This is a genomic window from Pantoea sp. SGAir0215 (genome assembly GCF_043543215.1).
On record NZ_CP028031.1, the window covers coordinates 3645964 to 3664279 of the forward strand.

Genomic DNA, 18316 nt, shown 5'->3' on the forward strand with positions numbered 1-18316 from the left:
CGCCCGATGGTCTCACCGGGGCAAAAAACTCGACGTGCTTTTCAGGTAGTCAAAAAACCACCTGATTATAGAACTGAACTCGGGAATAAGTTGAGACTGCTGCCAGTCCGGGCTTTTTGAAAAACCCGTGAATGTATCCAGGAAGAACAGCAAAGCGGCTACAATAAGCACACCACGCAAGGCCCCGAAACAAACGCCTAATACCCGATCGGTTCCCGACAGGCCGGTTTTTTCTACCAGCGAGCCGATAACGTAGTTCACTATCGCCCCCACAATCAGGGTCGCAATGAACAGCACCGCAATGGCGATTCCGTTCCGAACCAGTTCGTCGTCAAAACCTGTAAACCAGACAGCAAGGTAGGCATAGTAATGACTGGCGACAAAAAACGCGCATCCCCAGGTAACAAGAGATAAGGCTTCGCGGACAAACCCTCGAACCAGGCTGACCAAAGCCGAAAAACCAACTACCGCAATAATGACGTAATCAATCCAGATCATGAACTCTTCCAGCGCCAGTGCCATTGCACCCCTGCATCCAGTTCGGGGCGCATTCTAACAGAAAAAGAAAACGTTTGCGTAGGGGTTTTCAGGTTCTGCATCCATAAAAAAGGCGAAGAAAAAAACGAACTTCGCCTGTGAGATTGTTATCCGGTTAACCCGTTGAAAAGCCAGGCTAACCGTTGCCCGCCCCGCTTAGCCAGAGCTGATTGTCGCTGCCTGTTATTCTTATCGGCAGCGCCAATCGCGGGTTTAACGCGCGCTGTAGGGTTTAACCACGCCGCTTAGACCCGAGACGTTTTTCAGCTCGCCCACTGCCGCCTGCATTTTCGCTTTAGACGCATCCGGTCCCACATAAATGCGGGTGATTTGTCCCTGCACCGGCGTTGACGGCACCGTATAGGCCCGGTAACCCGACAGGCGCAGCTTCGCGACAATCTCGTTGACCTTGCTGGCGTTCTTCAATGCGCCCAACTGGACAACATACGCCTGTCCCGAGGGTTGCGTCTCTTTCGGTTGCTCTGCCGGGGCCGCTTCCTCGGTGCGCGCTGCCTGCTCGGCCGGCCTGGTTTTTTCAACGGGCTTCGCTTGCTCAACCGGTTTGGTTTTCTCGACCGGTTTGCTCTGCGTCTGTTCTACCGGCTTCGGTTTAGCCTGCTCGGTATGTTTCGGTTTTGTCGTCTCAGCTGGTTTTTCTTTCGCTGTCGTCGAATGTACAGGCGGCGGTGATACGACACTCGGCGCACTGTTTTGCTCGGGCTGCGTGCTGCCCTCTTGCGCCTGTGAGTTGCCCCCGTCAGGATGACTTACCGCACTGCCCGCGCCGGCAGGCGGATGGGCTGGCAGCGACTGGGTGACCGGCGGCACCATTTCGCTGTCCTGCTGGTCGTCCGGTTTCGGGACCAGTGGAATCGCCGCAAACTCTTCTTTATAGTGTTTTTTCTTACCATCCAGCAGCCCCGGCAACACAATCACGCCGATGGCCACCAGAATAACGGTACCGACTAAACGGTTTTGAAACTTACTCGCCACGTCCTCTCTCCGTTTCAATCGATTCCATCACCTGCGCGACGGTCAGGAAAGAGCCGCATACCAGGATGATGTCCTGCGGTTCAGCCTGCTGCCGCGCCTGTTGCCAGGCCTGTTCGACATCTGCGAATGCCCGGGCAGACGTTACGTGTGCCATGAGTTGTTCTGCACTGGCACCGCGCGGGCCGGACAGCGGCGCGCAGTACCAGAAGTCGACCTGCGGGGCCAGCGCGGACAGCGTCCCGGCGATATCTTTATCATGCAGCATCCCGACCACGGCGTGAACGTGCCCCCGCGTCGGCAAGGCAGCCAGGCGCGATGCCAGGTAGCCTGCTGCGTGCGGGTTATGCGCCACATCCAGAATCACGCGAGGCGACTCACTGACGGTCTGAAAGCGCCCGGGTAGCACCGCCAGCGGCAGGCTGGCACGGATATGTGCGTCGCTGACGTTGAGCCCCGAGGCACGCAGCGCCACCAGCGCCGTTGCCGCATTCGGCAGGGGCACCTGCGGCAGCGGTAGATCGCTCAGTTCACCGTGCGCATCGCGCAGAGACCAGCTTTCTGCCTGCGCATGATAGTGCCAGTCACGGCCAAGCTGAATGAGCTGAGCGCCCTTTTCCCTGGCGACATCGGCAATCGTCACCGGCATAGCAGGCTCACCCACCACCGCAGGTTTACCCTGACGGAATATGCCCGCTTTTTCCCGACCAATGCTGTCGCGATCCGGGCCAAGCCAGTCGGTATGGTCCAGCGCAATACTGGTCACCACCGCGACATCGGCATCCACAATATTCGTTGCGTCCAGCCGCCCACCCAGCCCGACTTCCAGAATGACCACGTCAAGCTTCGCCTGCTGAAACAGGTTAAGCGCCGACAGCGTGCCGAATTCAAAATAGGTCAGGGAGATAGTACCGCGTCCCGCTTCAATATCAGCGAAACTGGCGCTGTGTTGCGCTTCACTCAGCTCCTGTCCCTGCACCCGGACACGCTCCGTGTAACGCACCAGATGCGGCGAGCTGTAAACGCCCACGCGATAGCCCGCGGCCATCAACAGGGTTTCAAGCGTCCGACAGGTAGTGCCTTTACCATTGGTACCGGCAACGGTGAAAACAAAAGGGGCAGGCTTCAGCAGGTCCAGACGTTGCGCCACCTGGCGAATACGGTCCAGGCCCAGTTCAATTGCCTGAGTGTGGAGGTGCTCAAGATAATAAAGCCACGTGGCCAAAGGCGACGTGGCTTGAGGGAGGTGAAGATTGTCCATATGTCCCGTTTTGCAAATTTATACCTGGTGAAAGCAACAAGGTATAGGGTGCATGGGTGGAAGGCGCGACCGGCGCGCCTTCTGTCTCCTGTCAGGCCTCGTTACTCTCCGGGTGGGACGTCGCAGGTGCGAACTCTTCACCATCGTGCAACGGTGCCGGCAGGTTCATCATTTTTGCCAGCAGACTTGCCAGTTTAAAGCGCATTTCCGGACGACGAATGATCATGTCAATCGCGCCTTTTTCAATCAGAAATTCACTTCGCTGGAAGCCCGGTGGCAGTTTTTCACGCACGGTCTGCTCAATAACGCGTGGACCCGCAAAGCCAATCAGCGCTTTCGGTTCGGCCACGTTCAGATCGCCCAGCATCGCGAAGCTGGCGGAAACACCGCCCATGGTTGGGTCAGTCAGCACCGAAATATACGGCAGACCGCGTTCCTGCATTTTCGCCAGCGCCGCAGAAGTTTTCGCCATCTGCATCAGTGACATTAACGCTTCCTGCATACGGGCACCGCCGCTGGCGGAGAAGCAGATAAGCGGACAGTTGTCTTCCAGCGCCTGCTCGACCGCGCGAACAAAACGCGCCCCGACAACAGAGCCCATTGAACCGCCCATAAACGCGAACTCAAAGGCCGCCGCGACAACCGGCATACCGTGCAGTTGGCCTTTCATGACGATCAGCGCATCTTTTTCATCTGTCGCTTTTTGTGCCGCAACCAGACGATCTTTGTACTTTTTGGAATCCCTGAACTTCAGCAGATCTTTGGGTTCCAGCTCACTGCCCAGTTCAACCAGCGTGCCCTGATCGAGCAGGCTCGCCAGACGCTCACGGGCGTGCATGCGCATGTGGTGGTCGCACTTCGGGCAGACCTCAAGATTACGCTCCAGCTCGGCACGGTAAAGTACCTGGCCACAGCTGTCGCATTTCGTCCACACTCCTTCCGGAATGTTGGCACGACGTGCAGGCGTAATATTGCTTTTATTAAGAATGCGTTCAATCCAGCTCATTGATGACCTTTCTGTTAAAAACTGACCTGGTCCAGTCGTCTTGATGCTGCTGAAAACCGCTTCAGCAGACGGTAAATGTCGCTCATTAAACCACAACCAGTTAAGACTGTGGATAAAAATCTGGTCTTACCCCTGAGCGGTAAGCCTGCTCAGGGTTAATTTTGCTGCTTAGCCTGGCGGCGATGACGCCAGATTTCGATAATCCCCGGCAGAACCGATACCACGATAATGCCCAGGATGAGCAGCTTAAGATTTTCCTGCACCACTGGCAAATCGCCAAACAGATAGCCTGCATAGGAAAACAGCAGCACCCATGCCAGCGCACCGGTAACGTTAAACAGGGCAAAATGCCGATAGGACATGTGGCCCATGCCGGCGACAAAAGGGGCAAAGGTACGCACAATCGGCACGAAACGGGCAAGAATAATGGTTTTTCCACCATGACGGGCATAAAACGCATGGGTTTTATCCAGATAGCTGCGGCGGAAAATTTTCGAGTTCGGGTTGCTGAACAGGCGTTCACCGAACAGTTTACCGATGGTGTAGTTCACCGCATCACCCAGGATCGCCGCGATAACCAGCAGCGCGACCATCAGGTGGACGTTCAGATCGTTACCGGGCAATGCCGCCAGTGCCCCCGCGACAAACAGCAGCGAGTCGCCTGGCAAAAACGGCGTGACCACTAAGCCGGTTTCGCAGAATAAAATCAGGAACAAAATGGCGTAAATCCAGATGCCATACTGCGCGACTAATTCGGCCAGATGCACATCAATGTGCAAAATAAAATCGACCACAAAATGGATGAACTCCATAACGATCCCTTTAGCTAAGGTTGATTAATCCGCGAGGAACAACGGCCCCATCGGCGGCTGAGGTAAAGCAAAGTGCGCGGGATAATCCACCGCCACCAGGTAAAGCCCTTCGGCTTTTGCCGTGGCCGCCGCCAGCGTGCGATCTTTGGCGGCCAGCAGTTCTGCCATCCAGGATTCTGGCTGATTACCACAGCCAATTTCCATCAGACTACCGACAATGTTGCGCACCATATGGTGCACAAAAGCGTTGGCTTTAATGTCCACAATGACATAGGGCCCGTGACGACTGACGTTCAGGTGCATCACGTTGCGCCATGGCGTACGCGACTGGCACTGTACGGCGCGAAACGAGGTGAAATCGTTCTCGCCCAGCAGGCTCTGCCCGGCGCGCTGCATCTTTTCCACATCCAGCGGATAGTAAAAGTGCGTCACGCCCTTGCCCAGGATAGCCGGACGTAAGCGCTGGTTGTAAATCAGGTAACGGTAACGCCGGGCTGTGGCGCTGAACCGTGCATGAAACTCGTCCGGCACGGCTTTCACCCAACGTACAGCGATATCGTCCGGCAGATTGGCATTGACACCCAATGTCCAGGCGGCATCCGCTCGCTGCGCCACGGTCTCAAAATGCACCACCTGTCCGGTGCCGTGCACGCCAGCATCGGTACGCCCGGCGCAAAATACGCTCACCGGATGGTCCGCGACCTTCGACAGCGCCCGCTCCAGCTTTTCCTGCACGCTGCGCACTTCCTGCTGCCGTTGCCAGCCGTAGTATCGGCTGCCGTCGTACTCAATGCCCAGTGCCAGCTTTCTTGTCTGACCTTCCGACATCAGTACATATACTCCTGCACCAGCTTCTCTGCGGTTTTCACCGCCATCAGCGCGCCACCGAAACGAACGTTGTCCGCCACGGACCAGAACTGCAACAGCTCCGGAATACCGTAGTCATTACGTACACTGCCGATACTCAGCGCATCGCTACCTGAGGCATCCGTTACCGGCGTGGGAACGTCCTCTTCGTCGCTCAGGCGAATATCGGCGGCCAAGGCCAGCTCTGCTCTGGCTTCGTCTGCCGACAGCGGGCGCAGATTTTCAATGTGGACGATCTGGGCATTGCCATAAAACACCGGTGCCTGAACGCTGCTGACCGCCACGGGCAAACCGTCGTCCTGCAACACTTTACGCACCTGATCAACCAGGCGACGCTCGCTCTCCACGCTGCCCTCTGCATCGGCCTGTTGTGGCAGCAGGTTAAAAGCCAGCTGACGACCAAAATGGTGGTCATCCGCCGGTACGCCGTTCAGCAGGCGGGCGCTCTCCCCGGCCAGCGCATCCACAGCCACTTTGCCGTGCGTGGAGACGGAGATCAGATTGGTGACCTGCAAACGGCCTAAACCGGCGGCATCGACCAGCGGTTTGATAGCCGTCAGCAGCTGGCTCACCAGATTATCGGCCACGCTGATGATATTGCGATTACGGTAATCGGCCAGCACCTGCGGATTCACATCCGGCACCACCAGCGGCACGTCCGGCGACAGGGCAAACAGCTCACTGCTGTCGATAACCAGGCAACCCGCACTCGCCGCCTCTTCCGCGTAACGGGCCGAGGCGTCACGACCGGCAACAAAGAAGGCCAGCTGCGCCTGTGACCAGTCAAACTCCGCGGCGTTTTCAACCCGCAGAGAGCGCCCTTCAAAACGTTTACTTTCACCGGCGCTGTTATCGCTTGCCAGCAAATACAATTCACCAACCGGGAACTGGCGTTGAGCCAGCAGTTCCAGTACAGCGTTCCCTACTGCGCCTGTTGCGCCAAGAAGCGCAATATTCCAGCCGTCAGACATGTTGGTTTACCTCAGACAATGACATAAAAACAGAAGGCGGTGATGTCACCGCCCAGGGATTCAGATTTATCCCTGCACCTGTGCCCGCGTTTTACGCAGGCTGACAATCAGGTGGAGGATAATACGGCGTTAAAGCCCAACTGAGTGAGCATTTCTGCGGTCGCGGCCTCATCGCAGTTCACCTGCAATGATGACCACTCGCGACGCTCTTCATACTGCTTGCGCAGGCGGTCAAATTCACCCGGTTTTGCCGCCACTTTTCGCAGGGGCGCATCATCGCGGCGCACATCATACACCAGATGCACCAGACGTTTCAGCGTTGGCTGATCGAGCGGCCCATTCAGGCTGATCTGGCTGAACTCTGGCGTAGGCAACAGGCTGCTCAGGGGCACCTGCTGCGGCTGACCAATAAAGTCGCACCAGGCTTCGAACACCTGGGTGGTGCCGCGCGCCTTGCCCTCAAGGGTGTAACCGGCAATGTGCGCCGTGGCGATATCAACCCGATCCAGCAACGCGAGGGAGAGATCCGGCTCCGGTTCCCAGACGTCCAGCACCACGCTCAGATCGTGACGCAGGTTCAGCACCTCAAGCAGTGCGGCATTGTCGACCACCGGGCCACGGCAGGCGTTAATCAAAATCGTCTTCGGTTTCAGGGCCATCAGCAGCGCGGCATCGGCCAGATGCCAGCTTTTATAGGGGCCGGATTTAAACAGCGGCGTGTGAAAGGTCAGAATATCGGCCTGTTGCACCAGCGCATCAAGCGAGAGAAACTCGCCGTCGTCACCCCGATCGGCGCGCGGGGGATCGCATAACAGGGTTTTTACGCCCCAGGCTTCCAGCCGCTTCTGCAGGCGTCCGCCCACATTTCCCACCCCCACGATGCCAACAGTACGATCGCGCAACTGGAAACCGTCCCGCTCTGCCAGCAGCAGCAAGGCAGAAAACACGTATTCAACCACCGCAATCGCGTTACAGCCGGGGGCCGCAGAGAAGGCGATGCCCGCCTGCTGCAGCCACGCTTCGTCAATATGATCCGTGCCCGCCGTGGCGGTGCCGACAAACTTAACGGGTTTGTCCTGCAACAACGCGGCGTTGACCTGGGTGACGGAACGCACCATCAGACCATCGGCATCCGCCAGTTCGGCTTCAGGAAGCGGTCGGCCAGGTACGGCGACTACATCGCCCGTACGACTAAAGAGTTCACGGGCATACGGCATATTTTCATCGACGAGAATTTTCACCACGGCTTTCCTGTCTGTGTATTGAAGGCCGCTATTCTGGCACAAAAGCCTGACATTCGCCTAACCACGCAGTGCAGGGGCGGGTAAGGCTGGCAGAAAGGGGCATCACAGGCGTACACTGCCGCGGGTCTGAGACGGGAGCCTTGTTATGGTCTTTTTATTTCCGCTGTTTGCGGTGTTGATTTGGTCGGTTAACGCTATCGTGAATAAATTATCGGCAGGTGCCATTGAGCCTGCCGCAATTTCGTTCTATCGCTGGCTGCTGGCATTGCTGGTGCTGACGCCTTTTGTCCTGCCGGGCGTGCTGCGGCAATGGCAGACGATCCGGCCGCATCTGGGACGACTGATGATTCTGGGCCTGCTGGGCATGGCGCTGTATCAGAGTCTGGCCTATTACGCCGCCCATAGCGTGAGTGCCCTGTTTATGGGCATTATCGCCGCGCTCATCCCGCTACTCACCGTGCTGCTCAGTGTCCTTATTCTGCGGATTGCCCCGACCGTGGGGATTCTGGCCGGCAGTCTGATCTCCTTCTGTGGCTTAATCTGGCTGGTCAGTGAAGGCAAGCCTGACCAGCTGCTGCATCACGGCATCGGTACGGGCGAAGCCCTGATGCTGGCGGCCTCAGCCTGCTATGCGCTTTACGGCGTGATGACAAAACGCTGGTCGATTCCCCTGCCCGTCTGGCAGAGTCTGTATGTGCAAATTGCCGCTGGCGTGATGCTGTTGCTGCCCGGTTTTCTGATGACACCGGATGTCTCGCTCACGCCACGGAATCTTCCCCTGGTGGCCTTTACCGGCCTGTTCGCCTCCATTCTGGCCCCGTGGCTGTGGATTCATGGCGTACAAAAGTTGGGGGCCAGCATCACCAGTATTTTTATGAATCTGACACCGCTCTTTACCGCCCTGATTGCGGTGCTGTTTTTGCATGAACATCTGCACAGCTATCACTGGATTGGCGGCGGTCTGACGCTGGCAGGCGTTCTGCTGGCACAGCGTCTGCGCAGGCCGTTAACGCGACGGGAATCGCTTAAGGCCGATCCGCATTAAACCGGATAGTGACACGCAGCCCACCGAGTGACGGGCTGCTATCCAGCGTGACGGTTGCGCCATGCCAGGCGCAAATATCGTGCACCAGCGCCAGCCCGATACCTGCTCCCGTCTGCATCGCGGCGTTATCCAGCCGGATAAATGGCCGTAACGCGCTTTGCTGCTCTTCCGGGCGAATGCCCGGCCCTGAATCCTCAATGTATAATCTGCCGCTCTCCAGGCGCGCCGTCACCGTACCCTGCACCGGCGTATAGGTAATAGCGTTATCCAGCAGGTTGGCGCACAGCTCGCCCAGCAGCAGCGCATCGCCTTTGACGTCGCCGTGCGCATCACCTTCGTAACCCAGGTCAATCTGTTTCGCACGCGCAGCCGCATAGCGGCTCAGGCACGCCTCGCGCACCACCGTCGCCAGATCCACTTTCACCATGGGTTTATCTTCGCCGTGTCGGGCTTTGATACGCGCCAGTTGCAGCAGCCGGTCGGTAAGCAGGATGGTGTCATCCAGCGTGTAGCGCATGCTCTGCAGGCTTTCCCGCCACTGTTCGGGCTGATGGCTGTCCAGCGCCGTGCCGATCTGGGTTTTCAGAATAGTGAGCGGCGTGCGAAGCTGATGAGCGGCGTCGGCGCTGAACCGATCCTGACGCGCCAGCAATCCCCGCAGCCGTTCCAGATAGCGGTTAAATGCCACGATAAGCGGCTGTAGCTCCGACCACGGCAGGGACGGCAGCGGCGTCAGTTCAGCACCATCGCGGCGCAGCACAATGCGGGACAGACGGCGTAAAGGCCGCAACACCCGGCGTAGCATCAGGCTTGCCAGCAACACGGCAATTAACACCAGCGCGCTCTGGCTGAGCAAAGCCGTGCGCATCAGCCCTTTCGCGAAAGCCTCACGGGAATGGATGGTTTCCGCGACCAGCACCAGCGCCATACCTTCCGCGCCCGTCTCGCTGACGGGCTGCCACAAGGCCGCCACCCGGATGCGCTGCTTTTGATAATAGCCGTCATAGAAATGGACCAGCGCGGGATAGGTCTCTGACATCGCGCTGGTGACGGGGATCGGGGGAAGCCCGTCATAGCCGGACAGCGTTTTCCCCTGAGGCGAAATCACCTGATAAAACAGGCGATCATTCATGTTGCGCTCAAAGCTGTCGAGCACCACCCAGGGCACGTCGACCTCCAGGTGTTGGTTACGCACCACCAGCCGTTCAGCGACTGTGCGCGCAGAGGCCAGCAGAGAGCGATCGTAGGCCTGATTCGCCGCCGCCAGTCCGCTCTGATAGTGCGTGTAAACAGAAAGCACCCACAGCAGGGAAAGCGGCAGCCCCAGCCAGGCCAGTAACTCGCCCCGTAGCGAGGTGATCAGTCGCATGCCAGGGTTTCCAGGCTGTAGCCCAGTCCGCGCAGCGTCACAATGCCCACGTTACTGCCCGCCAGCTTTTTGCGTACCCGGTGTACATACAGCTCGATGCTTTCCGGGCTGGCGTCATCCGCCAGGGTGAAGGTTTGTTCATACAAATGCTGCCGCGAGACCGGGCGGCCCCGACGCTGCATCAGCGTGGTCAGTACGCTGGATTCACGCGGTGTCAGCGCCAGCGGTTTCTCTGCCAGCAAAAAGTAGCCTTCACCGTTCAGCACCAACTGGCCCAGGGTCTGGTGCCGGGCCGAGTGTCCCTGCGCACGACGCAGCAACGCACGCAGGCGCGCATCCAGCTCATCCAGTTCGAAGGGTTTGGTCAGATAGTCATCCGCGCCGGTATTCAGGCCGCGCACGCGGTCGTCCAGCGTTGTGCGTGCGGTCAGCAGCAACACCGGGACATTTTGTCCACGCCGACGTAACCGGGTTAACACCTCAATGCCGTCCAGACGCGGCAGGGAAACATCCAGTACGACCAGCGCATAATCTTCACTTTGCAGGCTGTGATCCGCCGAAACGCCGTCCGCGACCCAGTCCACAGCAAACCCTTTTTGCGTTAACGCCTTCTGTAACCATCGCGCCAGCTCGGCCGTGTCTTCCACCAGTAAGAGACGCATATCACATCCTTTCACTAAACCTGATGGCTGAAAGGTAAATGAAAGGTTACCGATTTAACAATTCAATAACGCCGAATTGTCGGTAGTAATCACACTCTGAAAGAAAGATGGAGCGCACGATGAAAAAAATAATCCACACCGCCCTCGCCTCTGCCCTGTTGGCTCTCATATTGCCGTCGCCAGGTAATGCCGCTGCCCCCGACAGGACCGAATGCATTGCCCCCGCCAAACCGGGTGGCGGTTTCGATCTGACCTGTAAGCTGATTCAGGTTTCACTCATGGAAACCAAACAGATCGAAAAACCGATGCGCATTACCTACATGCCTGGCGGCGTGGGTGCTGTGGCCTATAACGCTATTGTGGCTCAGCGCCCGGCTGAAGCAGGCACTGTGGTCGCCTTTTCGGGCGGCTCACTGCTGAATCTGTCGCAGGGAAAATTTGGTCGTTACTCGGTCGATGATGTGAAGTGGTTAGCGGCCATCGGCACAGATTACGGCATGATCGCCGTGCGGGAAGACGCGCCGTGGAAAAATCTGGGCGAATTAATGGCGGCCATGAAGGCAGATCCGACCAAAGTGGTGGTCGGTGCGGGTGCCTCCATCGGCAGTCAGGACTGGATGAAAACCGCGCTGGTGGCGAAAGAAGCCGGTATCGATCCGCGTAAAATGCGCTATGTCGCCTTTGAAGGCGGGGGCGAAGTCGTCACCGCGTTGTTGGGCAATCATATTCAGGTGATGTCGGGCGATCTCAGCGAAATGGTGCCGCACCTGCAAGGCAGTAAACTGCGCGTCCTGGCGGTGATGGCCGACAAGCGTCTGCCCGATCAGCTGGCGACGATTCCGACGGCGAAAGAGCAAGGGTTTAACGTGGAATGGCCCATTATTCGTGGTTTCTATCTGGGGCCGAAGGTCAGCGACGCGGATTACCAGTGGTGGCAGAACGCGTTCGAAAAAATGGTGCAAACGCCCGAATTCAGGCAACAGCGCGAACTGCGTGGCCTGTTTGAGTTCAATCTCTTTGGCGCAGAACTGGATAAATACGTGAAGAATCAGGTGGCCGCTTACCGTGAGCAGGCGAAATCCTTTGGTCTGGCTAAGTAACCGGAGCGCATCATGAGCGATCGTATTTTTGCCACGCTGTGGCTGGTGTTATGTCTGGCAGGGTTAGTTGTCGCCTGGCAAATCCAGAGTGAATACAGTTATGAACCCGTCGGCCCGCGGCCTTTTCCGCTGGCGCTGCTCACCCTGATGGCGCTGTGTGCCGTCATGCTGCTACTGAGAAAGCCCGATGCCATCCAGTGGCCCGCACCGCAGACGATGAAACGTCTGGTGGCGCTGGCCGTCATGCTGTTCGTGTATGGCTGGCTGTTTGAACGTCTGGGGTTCCCGCTATCCACCGCGCTCCTGACCTTCGGCATCGGCATGCTGTTTGGCGCGCGCTGGTGGGCCGCCGTCCTGTCCGGCGCGGTTATGGGGTGGGCGCTGTTTTACGCCTTTGACCATCTGCTGGATGTCACCCTGCCGGCTGGCAGCCTGATGAGCTAAGGAGAAAAAAATGGATATCTGGTCTTTTCTCATGCAGGGTTTTGCCGTTGCCATGACACCGCAAAACCTGCTGATTGCCTTAACTGGCTGCTTTATCGGAACGATTGTTGGCCTGCTGCCCGGTCTGGGTCCGATCAACGGCGTGGCCATTCTGATGCCGCTGGCCTTTGCGCTGCACCTGCCTGCGGAGTCTGCCCTGATTTTACTGGCAACGGTGTATCTGGGCTGTGAATACGGCGGACGCATCTCGTCGATACTGCTCAATGTGCCGGGCGACGCTGGCGCGATTATGACCGCGCTGGATGGCTACCCCATGGCACAGCAGGGAAAAGCGGGCGTAGCGCTGTCTGTCTCTGCCGTGAGTTCGTTTGTCGGCTCCACCATTGCGATTATCGGCATCATCCTGTTCGCCCCGCTGCTGGCGCGCTGGTCGCTGGCGTTTGGCCCGGCGGAGTATTTTGCGCTGATGGTGTTTGCCATTGCCTGCCTGGGCAGCATGATGAGCCAGAATCCGCTCAAGTCATTTCTGTCCGCCCTGATTGGCTTAAGCATGGCGACCGTTGGCGTGGATGCCAACACCGGCGTTTACCGCTTTACCTTTGACAGCGTTCACCTCTCCGACGGCATTCAGTTTGTCGTGGTGGTCATTGGCCTGTTCTCGGTGAGCGAAATTTTGCTGATGCTGGAATCCACCCATACGGGACAAAAGGTGGTGCGCGCCAGTGGCCGCATGATGTTCAACATGAAAGAAGCTGCCCAGTCGACCGGGGCGACGCTGCGATCATCGTTTATTGGTTTCTTTGTCGGTGTCTTGCCCGGAGCCGGTGCCACCATCGCCAGCGCAATCGCCTACATGACAGAGAAAAAAATCAGCGGCAGCGACCAGTTTGGTAAGGGCGATATTCGTGGTGTTGCTGCGCCGGAAGCCGCCAACAACGCTTCGGCGTGCGGATCGTTTATTCCGATGCTGACGCTGGGCATTCCGGGCTCTGGCACCACCGCGGTGATGGTCGGCGCGTTGACGTTATATAACATCACGCCCGGTCCGGCGATGTTTACCGAACAGCCGGATATCGTCTGGGGGCTCATTGCGGCGCTGTTAATTGGCAACGTGATGCTGCTGATTATGAACATCCCGATGATCAACGTGTTCGCGCGTATGCTGACCATTCCGCTGTGGTTTCTGGTACCGGCCATTGCCGCCATTTCTGCGGTTGGCGTTTACGCCGTACACAGCACCACCTTTGACCTGCTGTTGATGGTCGGGCTTGGTGTTTTTGGCTATATCCTGCGAAAAATGGACTTTCCGATGTCACCGCTGATCTTAGGTTTCGTGTTGGGCGAAATGCTGGAGCAGAACCTGCGCCGTGCGCTGTCTATCAGCAATGGTGAAATGGCGATTTTGTGGGAGAGCCCGATTGCCAAAGTGCTGCTGATCCTGGCCGTGGCGGTATTGATTGTTCCGTTTGTATGGAAACGTCTGCGCCGTAAAGCCACGCCTGCGCATCAGTAAGTAAATCTTTGGTTGAAACACATCAGCCCCGTGGATTTCCAGGGGGCTTTTGTTATCATAGTGTATTCTGTTTCCGGCGCACCCCACGCTAGTCTGTTTTCCAAGGAATCCGCCATGCAACCTGTCAGCGGCCCCGGTGTGCCGGTCGGCGATCGTTCATCTGTTAATCCCCAAACTGACACTTCACGTCCGGGCAGCGTTGCCGGTGAACAACCGCTGTCGCCTGCCCAGCGTACGACGCTTGAGCGTTTGATTGTGCGCATCATGTCCCTCAGCACGTTAAAAGCGCCGGAGCTCTGGGCTGGGCTGCGCCATGAAGTGGGTGTGAAGAGTGAAGCGGAACTGCAGTCGCGCCACTTCCCGGCTGCCGAGCAGTTTCTCAACGCCCGCCTGGCGCAGGTGCAAAATGGTCATGCCACACGTCAGCTGATGACGCAACTGACCGAATTGCTGCCGAAAGGAAACAATCGTCAGGCTGTCAGTGATTTTATCCGTCAGCAGTTTGGTCAGACGGTGCTGAGTGCCCTGACGCAGGACCAGCTGCGTCAGGTGTTAACCATGCTGCAAAATGGTCAGATGGCAATCCCCCAGCCGCAACAGAGTCGCACCAGCGATCGCTCTCTGCTGCCCGCCGAACACCAGGCGCTGAATCAGCAGATCGTCCGCCTGGCGGCCGCCACCGGCGAATCCAGCGGCAAAATCTGGACGGCGGCGCTGAAGCTGGTGAACCTGACCAGTGGCGATCCGATTCCTTCACGCCATTACCCGTTACTGACTCAGTATCTCCAGGTGCGTCAGACGCTGAGCCAGCACAGCGCGCCAACGCTGCAGCTGATTGAAAGCTCACTGAAACATCCTCTGGACAAGCGTGAGCAGCAGATGCTGGAGGATTACAGCCAGCAACGGTTCCAGGCTACCCCGCAGACGGTGTTGACGCCGACCCAGACGCAGGACCTGCTTAACTTCCTGTTTTCACGGCGCGCAGAGCGAGCCCATGAGCAGGCGCTGGCCGACAGTGAGTTGAATCCGCACCCCATCTGGGCACCGATTTCCGCCTCGCTGCCGCCCGCGCTGAAACCGCTGGCTGAGCGCCCCTTACTGGCCGCGGTCGTCGGGCTGATCGTACTGGCCTTTCTGCTCTGGCTGGTGCTGTAAGTCAGCAACCACAGGATGCCGCAGCCGTTGTCTGCGGCCATTCGCCCGCCTCATCGCCCCATGCCATGGGGTGACCATCCCGCTTCCAGAAATCCAGCCCGCCAGTCAGCTCTTTTACCTGAAAGCCCAACAAGGCTAACTGATGCGCCGCTTTGGTTGAGCCATTGCAGCCAATCCCATCGCAGTAGGTGACGTACACTTTATTACGATCCAGGCGGGCCGTGCTGGCTTCGTTCATTTCCCGGTGCGGGAAAGAGATCGCGCCACAGATATGACCGCCGCGATATGCCTCTGCCTGGCGCGCATCCACGACCACAATCCCCTGAACCTGACGGGAAAGATCCTCAGCCAGATCCCAGGCATCGGTGTAATACGCCAGTTTAGCCTGCAGATACGCCACGCTTTGCGACGGTGAGGCGGGAGGGAAACGTAAAACGGATGACATCGGCATTTCTCCTGTTGTGTGATGACGGCAGTGTACGGCAAAGTGGATGCCTGACTAAGACCCATCTGAACCTGTTGATAAGACCATTATGTCGTCACCGCTTCTGCAACTGTTTCATCATCAGACCACGGGCGGTCTGCGTGACCGCCTGTGCGCCACGCTGCGTCAGTGGATAGAAACCGCGCACCTTCAGGCCGGACAGAAACTGCCCTCTACACGTCAGCTGGCCACGGATTTAACGCTGTCACGCGTGACGGTGGAAGCGGCTTACGCCCAGCTCGAAAGCGAGGGTTATCTGCGGCGGGAAACAGGCCGGGGCAGTTTTGTTGCCATCACTCTCCCTGACAAAGCTCCCCGCATTCGCGCCAGCCGCATGGCCCGGTTGTCACGACGCGGCCAGCAGGTCCTGGCGACAGGCGGCTGCCAGGACGCGCCGTTTCCCTGTGCGTTTGCAGCGGGTTCTCCGGAGTTGCGGGCGTTTCCTCATGCGGTCTGGCGGCGGTTAACCGCACGTATCCAGCACAGCGAAGGCCAGAGCGTGATGGGCTATGGCGATCCGTCAGGCTATATGCCACTGCGCCACGCGCTGGCTGATTACCTTGCGTTGTCGCGCGGCATTCACTGCCAGCCTGAGCAGTTCGTGATTCTGACCAGCTCGCAGCAGGCCCTTCAGCTACTGGCGCTGATGCTGGTCGACCCTGGCGATAACGTGTGGATGGAGGAGCCGGGTTATGCGGGCGCACGCAACGCCTTTCTGGCTGCGGGTGCCCGCGTGAGAGGAATAAGTGTGGATGGCCAGGGCGCCGTCCCTCAGCCTGGTGCGGCAAAGCTGATGTACCTGACGCCCTCCCATCAGTATCCGACAGGTGTTGCCTTGAGTCTGCCACGTCGTCTCGCCTGGCTCGACTGGGCACGCCGCAACGGTAGCTGGCTCATCGAAGACGATTATGACAGTGAGTTTCACTATGATGAGCGCCCCGCTCCCGCGCTGCACGCACTCGACAGGGATCAGCGGGTAATAACCTTAGGCACGTTTTCAAAATCCCTGTTCCCGTCCCTGCGCCTGGCATGGATGGTCGTGCCCGAGGCGCTGGTGGAACCCTCGGGTCGCGTACGCAGCATTCTGGATGGTCACAGCGCCCTGCTTCCCCAGGCGGTGACCGCCGCGTTTATGCAGCAGGGGCACTTCGCCAGTCATCTGCGCCTGATGCGTCAGCTTTACAAGAGCCGTCGCGATAGCTTACTGGAACAGATTGAACAGCGTCTGACGCCGTGGCTCACCCCCTTTCCCTGTCCGGGCGGACTGCAGCTGGCTGTTAACCTGTTACAGGGGGATGAAGGCGCTTTGACCGTACAGGCGGCAAACGCGGGCTTACTGTTACCCCGGCTCAGCCCGCTGTATAGCGAAAAAACAAACCGGCAAGGCTGGATATTAGGTTTTGCGGCGCTCACGCCGGATGAAATTGTGGCGGGATGTGACAGTCTGGTCAGGCTGCTGTCACGCAGCGCATCCCGTCAACGTGACTAATGGACCAAAACAAAAAAGGCCGGCAATCGCCGACCTTTTGGATGTGTGTGCGTCATGCTGCGCGCAACATGACGCTTCGCCACACTTATGCCTGGTATTTACGCAGGGTCAGGGTGGCGTTGGTGCCGCCGAAACCAAAGCTGTTAGACATCACGGTGGTAAGGGCTTTTTCCGTCGGCTCTGTCACGATGTTCATGCCTTCTGCCGCGGCGTCCAGCGAGCTGATGTTAATGCTTGGGGCGATAAAGCCGTGCTCCAGCATCAGCAGTGAGTAAATCGCTTCCTGCACACCCGCCGCCCCCAAGGAGTGGCCGGTCATGGCTTTGGTCGCAGAGATGTACGGTGTGTTTTCGCCAAACACTTCACGAATAGCACCCAGCTCTTTGACATCGCCCACTGGCGTAGAGGTACCATGGCTGTTCAGATAGTCGATTGGCGTGTCCACGCCCTGCATCGCCATCTTCATGCAGCGTACAGCGCCTTCACCTGACGGTGCGACCATATCAGCACCATCAGAGGTGGCACCGTAGCCCACGATTTCAGCATAGATGTGCGCGCCACGAGCCAGCGCATGTTCCAGCTCTTCCACCACGACCATACCGCCGCCGCCTGCGATAACGAAGCCGTCGCGCTCGTTGTCATAGGTACGTGACGCTTTTTCTGGCGTGTCGTTGTAACGGGTCGACAGGGCGCCCATCGCATCGAACTCACAGGCCATTTCCCAGCACAGCTCTTCGCCGCCGCCGGCAAAAACGATATCCTGCTTGCCCAGTTGAATCTGCTCAACCGCGTTACCAATACAGTGTGCAGAGGTCGCACAGGCTGAACTGATAGAGTAGTTTACGCCGTGGATTTTAAACGGTGTGGCCAGGCAGGCAGAAACACCGGATGCCATCGCCTTGGTCACCACATAAGGGCCAACGGCTTTCAGGCCGCGTGGGCTGCGCATCGCATCCGCGCCAAAAACCTGAAAACGTGGAGAACCGCCGCCGGAACCTGCAATCAAACCTACGCGAGGGTTGTTCTGGTAGGCTTCGTTGCTCAGGCCAGAATCTTTGATAGCTTCTTCCATTGACAGGTAAGCATAGATGGACGCATCACTCATGAACCGCACAATTTTGCGATCAATGAGGCCGGTGGTATCGAGTTTAACGTTACCCCAGACGTGACTACGCATGCCGGAATCTTTCATCTCCTGGGAAAAAGTGATGCCTGAGCGGCCTTCACGCAGAGATGCCAGCACCTCTTGCTGGTTATTACCAATACTGGAAACGATCCCTAAGCCAGTAATCACAGCACGTTTCATTCAATCTTCCTCAACACTTCTGTTATTTGACGAGCACTCTAGCTTACACTTGTACGCCGAA

The 18316-nt window shown here is 57.9% G+C and carries 18 protein-coding genes; 6 read left to right on the forward strand and 12 right to left on the reverse strand.

Translation table 11 applies throughout. The annotated features are described in order from the left end of the window. Nucleotides 1–12 precede the first annotated feature (12 nt). The 8 genes from cvpA to pdxB form a co-directional block, all read right to left on the reverse strand. Nucleotides 13–498 carry a colicin V production protein gene (gene cvpA / locus C1N64_RS16965; protein WP_026021019.1) on the reverse strand — a complete coding sequence of 162 codons (486 nt, stop codon included), beginning with the start codon at nucleotides 496–498 and terminating at the stop codon, nucleotides 13–15. A 252-nt stretch (nucleotides 499–750) separates the two neighbouring features. Then, entirely contained in the window at nucleotides 751–1530 is a 780-nt protein-coding gene (gene dedD, locus C1N64_RS16970) for a cell division protein DedD (RefSeq protein ID WP_033740672.1), read from the reverse strand. After that, complete coding sequence (folC, locus tag C1N64_RS16975) at nucleotides 1520–2788, reverse strand: bifunctional tetrahydrofolate synthase/dihydrofolate synthase (protein WP_054687432.1); 1269 nt, start codon at nucleotides 2786–2788, stop codon at nucleotides 1520–1522. Before folC ends, dedD begins: the two co-directional genes overlap by 11 nt. Before the next feature lie 91 nt (nucleotides 2789–2879). Next, nucleotides 2880–3794: an acetyl-CoA carboxylase, carboxyltransferase subunit beta gene (gene accD / locus C1N64_RS16980; protein ID WP_033740674.1), complete on the reverse strand. Its 915-nt coding sequence runs from the start codon at nucleotides 3792–3794 to the stop codon at nucleotides 2880–2882. Nucleotides 3795–3949: 155 nt separating this feature from the next. Next, complete coding sequence (locus C1N64_RS16985) at nucleotides 3950–4606, reverse strand: DedA family protein (RefSeq protein WP_033740676.1); 657 nt, start codon at nucleotides 4604–4606, stop codon at nucleotides 3950–3952. 24 nt (nucleotides 4607–4630) lie between these two features. Beyond that, nucleotides 4631–5434, reverse strand: a complete 804-nt coding sequence (gene truA / locus C1N64_RS16990; RefSeq protein ID WP_006120062.1) for a tRNA pseudouridine(38-40) synthase TruA — start codon at nucleotides 5432–5434, stop codon at nucleotides 4631–4633. After that, nucleotides 5434–6444, reverse strand: a complete 1011-nt coding sequence (locus tag C1N64_RS16995) for an aspartate-semialdehyde dehydrogenase (protein WP_039339710.1) — start codon at nucleotides 6442–6444, stop codon at nucleotides 5434–5436. Before C1N64_RS16995 ends, truA begins: the two co-directional genes overlap by 1 nt. 107 nt (nucleotides 6445–6551) lie before the next feature. Beyond that, complete coding sequence (pdxB, locus tag C1N64_RS17000) at nucleotides 6552–7685, reverse strand: 4-phosphoerythronate dehydrogenase PdxB (RefSeq protein WP_039339712.1); 1134 nt, start codon at nucleotides 7683–7685, stop codon at nucleotides 6552–6554. A gap of 148 nt (nucleotides 7686–7833) precedes the next feature. On the opposite strand from pdxB, the gene C1N64_RS17005 reads away from it, so the two are divergent. Next, nucleotides 7834–8733 (forward strand): DMT family transporter, encoded by a 900-nt coding sequence (locus tag C1N64_RS17005; RefSeq protein WP_394515018.1) that lies wholly within the window; start codon nucleotides 7834–7836, stop codon nucleotides 8731–8733. Here C1N64_RS17005 and C1N64_RS17010 read toward each other — a convergent pair. Together C1N64_RS17010 and tctD are read right to left on the reverse strand one after the other, a co-directional pair. Then, nucleotides 8714–10102: a sensor histidine kinase gene (locus C1N64_RS17010; protein ID WP_033740683.1), complete on the reverse strand. Its 1389-nt coding sequence runs from the start codon at nucleotides 10100–10102 to the stop codon at nucleotides 8714–8716. The two genes, C1N64_RS17005 and C1N64_RS17010, sit on opposite strands and share 20 nt — an antisense overlap. Beyond that, nucleotides 10093–10764 carry a transcriptional regulator TctD gene (gene tctD, locus C1N64_RS17015; RefSeq protein WP_033740685.1) on the reverse strand — a complete coding sequence of 224 codons (672 nt, stop codon included), beginning with the start codon at nucleotides 10762–10764 and terminating at the stop codon, nucleotides 10093–10095. The genes C1N64_RS17010 and tctD overlap by 10 nt, the downstream gene beginning before the upstream one ends. Before the next feature lie 119 nt (nucleotides 10765–10883). Between tctD and C1N64_RS17020 the strand changes: the two genes are divergently transcribed. The 4 genes from C1N64_RS17020 to flk all read left to right on the forward strand — a co-directional run bounded on the left by C1N64_RS17020 (nucleotide 10884) and on the right by flk (nucleotide 14976). Continuing rightward, nucleotides 10884–11864 (forward strand): Bug family tripartite tricarboxylate transporter substrate binding protein, encoded by a 981-nt coding sequence (locus C1N64_RS17020; RefSeq protein ID WP_394515019.1) that lies wholly within the window; start codon nucleotides 10884–10886, stop codon nucleotides 11862–11864. 12 nt (nucleotides 11865–11876) lie between these two features. Next, nucleotides 11877–12308, forward strand: a complete 432-nt coding sequence (locus C1N64_RS17025) for a tripartite tricarboxylate transporter TctB family protein (protein WP_033740687.1) — start codon at nucleotides 11877–11879, stop codon at nucleotides 12306–12308. Between the two features lie 10 nt (nucleotides 12309–12318). Then, on the forward strand, nucleotides 12319–13821 hold the full coding sequence (locus C1N64_RS17030; protein WP_033740688.1) for a tripartite tricarboxylate transporter permease: 1503 nt from the start codon (nucleotides 12319–12321) through the stop codon (nucleotides 13819–13821). 114 nt (nucleotides 13822–13935) lie between these two features. Next, entirely contained in the window at nucleotides 13936–14976 is a 1041-nt protein-coding gene (gene flk, locus C1N64_RS17035) for a flagella biosynthesis regulator Flk (RefSeq protein ID WP_033740689.1), read from the forward strand. A gap of 1 nt (nucleotide 14977) precedes the next feature. Here flk and C1N64_RS17040 read toward each other — a convergent pair whose 3' ends face one another. Beyond that, complete coding sequence (locus C1N64_RS17040) at nucleotides 14978–15421, reverse strand: rhodanese-like domain-containing protein (protein ID WP_006120072.1); 444 nt, start codon at nucleotides 15419–15421, stop codon at nucleotides 14978–14980. Nucleotides 15422–15509: 88 nt separating this feature from the next. On the opposite strand from C1N64_RS17040, the gene C1N64_RS17045 reads away from it, so the two are divergent. Next, nucleotides 15510–16949: a MocR-like pyridoxine biosynthesis transcription factor PdxR gene (locus C1N64_RS17045; protein ID WP_394515020.1), complete on the forward strand. Its 1440-nt coding sequence runs from the start codon at nucleotides 15510–15512 to the stop codon at nucleotides 16947–16949. 85 nt (nucleotides 16950–17034) lie between these two features. Here the strand turns inward: C1N64_RS17045 and fabB are convergent, their stop codons facing one another. Further along, complete coding sequence (fabB, locus tag C1N64_RS17050) at nucleotides 17035–18255, reverse strand: beta-ketoacyl-ACP synthase I (protein ID WP_033740697.1); 1221 nt, start codon at nucleotides 18253–18255, stop codon at nucleotides 17035–17037. Between the last annotated feature and the right edge of the window lie 61 nt (nucleotides 18256–18316).

Excerpts from the sequence above, each read along its gene's own strand:
- cvpA (WP_026021019.1), bottom strand. The coding sequence starts at position 498 with ATGATCTGGATTGATTACGTCATTATTGCGGTAGTTGGTTTTTCGGCT.
- folC (WP_054687432.1), bottom strand. The coding sequence starts at position 2,788 with ATGGACAATCTTCACCTCCCTCAAGCCACGTCGCCTTTGGCCACGTGG.
- accD (WP_033740674.1), bottom strand. The coding sequence starts at position 3,794 with ATGAGCTGGATTGAACGCATTCTTAATAAAAGCAATATTACGCCTGCA.
- C1N64_RS16985 (WP_033740676.1), bottom strand. The coding sequence starts at position 4,606 with ATGGAGTTCATCCATTTTGTGGTCGATTTTATTTTGCACATTGATGTG.
- truA (WP_006120062.1), bottom strand. The coding sequence starts at position 5,434 with ATGTCGGAAGGTCAGACAAGAAAGCTGGCACTGGGCATTGAGTACGAC.
- C1N64_RS16995 (WP_039339710.1), bottom strand. The coding sequence starts at position 6,444 with ATGTCTGACGGCTGGAATATTGCGCTTCTTGGCGCAACAGGCGCAGTA.
- C1N64_RS17005 (WP_394515018.1), top strand. The coding sequence starts at position 7,834 with ATGGTCTTTTTATTTCCGCTGTTTGCGGTGTTGATTTGGTCGGTTAAC.
- C1N64_RS17010 (WP_033740683.1), bottom strand. The coding sequence starts at position 10,102 with ATGCGACTGATCACCTCGCTACGGGGCGAGTTACTGGCCTGGCTGGGG.
- tctD (WP_033740685.1), bottom strand. The coding sequence starts at position 10,764 with ATGCGTCTCTTACTGGTGGAAGACACGGCCGAGCTGGCGCGATGGTTA.
- C1N64_RS17020 (WP_394515019.1), top strand. The coding sequence starts at position 10,884 with ATGAAAAAAATAATCCACACCGCCCTCGCCTCTGCCCTGTTGGCTCTC.
- C1N64_RS17025 (WP_033740687.1), top strand. The coding sequence starts at position 11,877 with ATGAGCGATCGTATTTTTGCCACGCTGTGGCTGGTGTTATGTCTGGCA.
- C1N64_RS17030 (WP_033740688.1), top strand. The coding sequence starts at position 12,319 with ATGGATATCTGGTCTTTTCTCATGCAGGGTTTTGCCGTTGCCATGACA.
- flk (WP_033740689.1), top strand. The coding sequence starts at position 13,936 with ATGCAACCTGTCAGCGGCCCCGGTGTGCCGGTCGGCGATCGTTCATCT.
- C1N64_RS17040 (WP_006120072.1), bottom strand. The coding sequence starts at position 15,421 with ATGTCATCCGTTTTACGTTTCCCTCCCGCCTCACCGTCGCAAAGCGTG.
- C1N64_RS17045 (WP_394515020.1), top strand. The coding sequence starts at position 15,510 with ATGTCGTCACCGCTTCTGCAACTGTTTCATCATCAGACCACGGGCGGT.
- fabB (WP_033740697.1), bottom strand. The coding sequence starts at position 18,255 with ATGAAACGTGCTGTGATTACTGGCTTAGGGATCGTTTCCAGTATTGGT.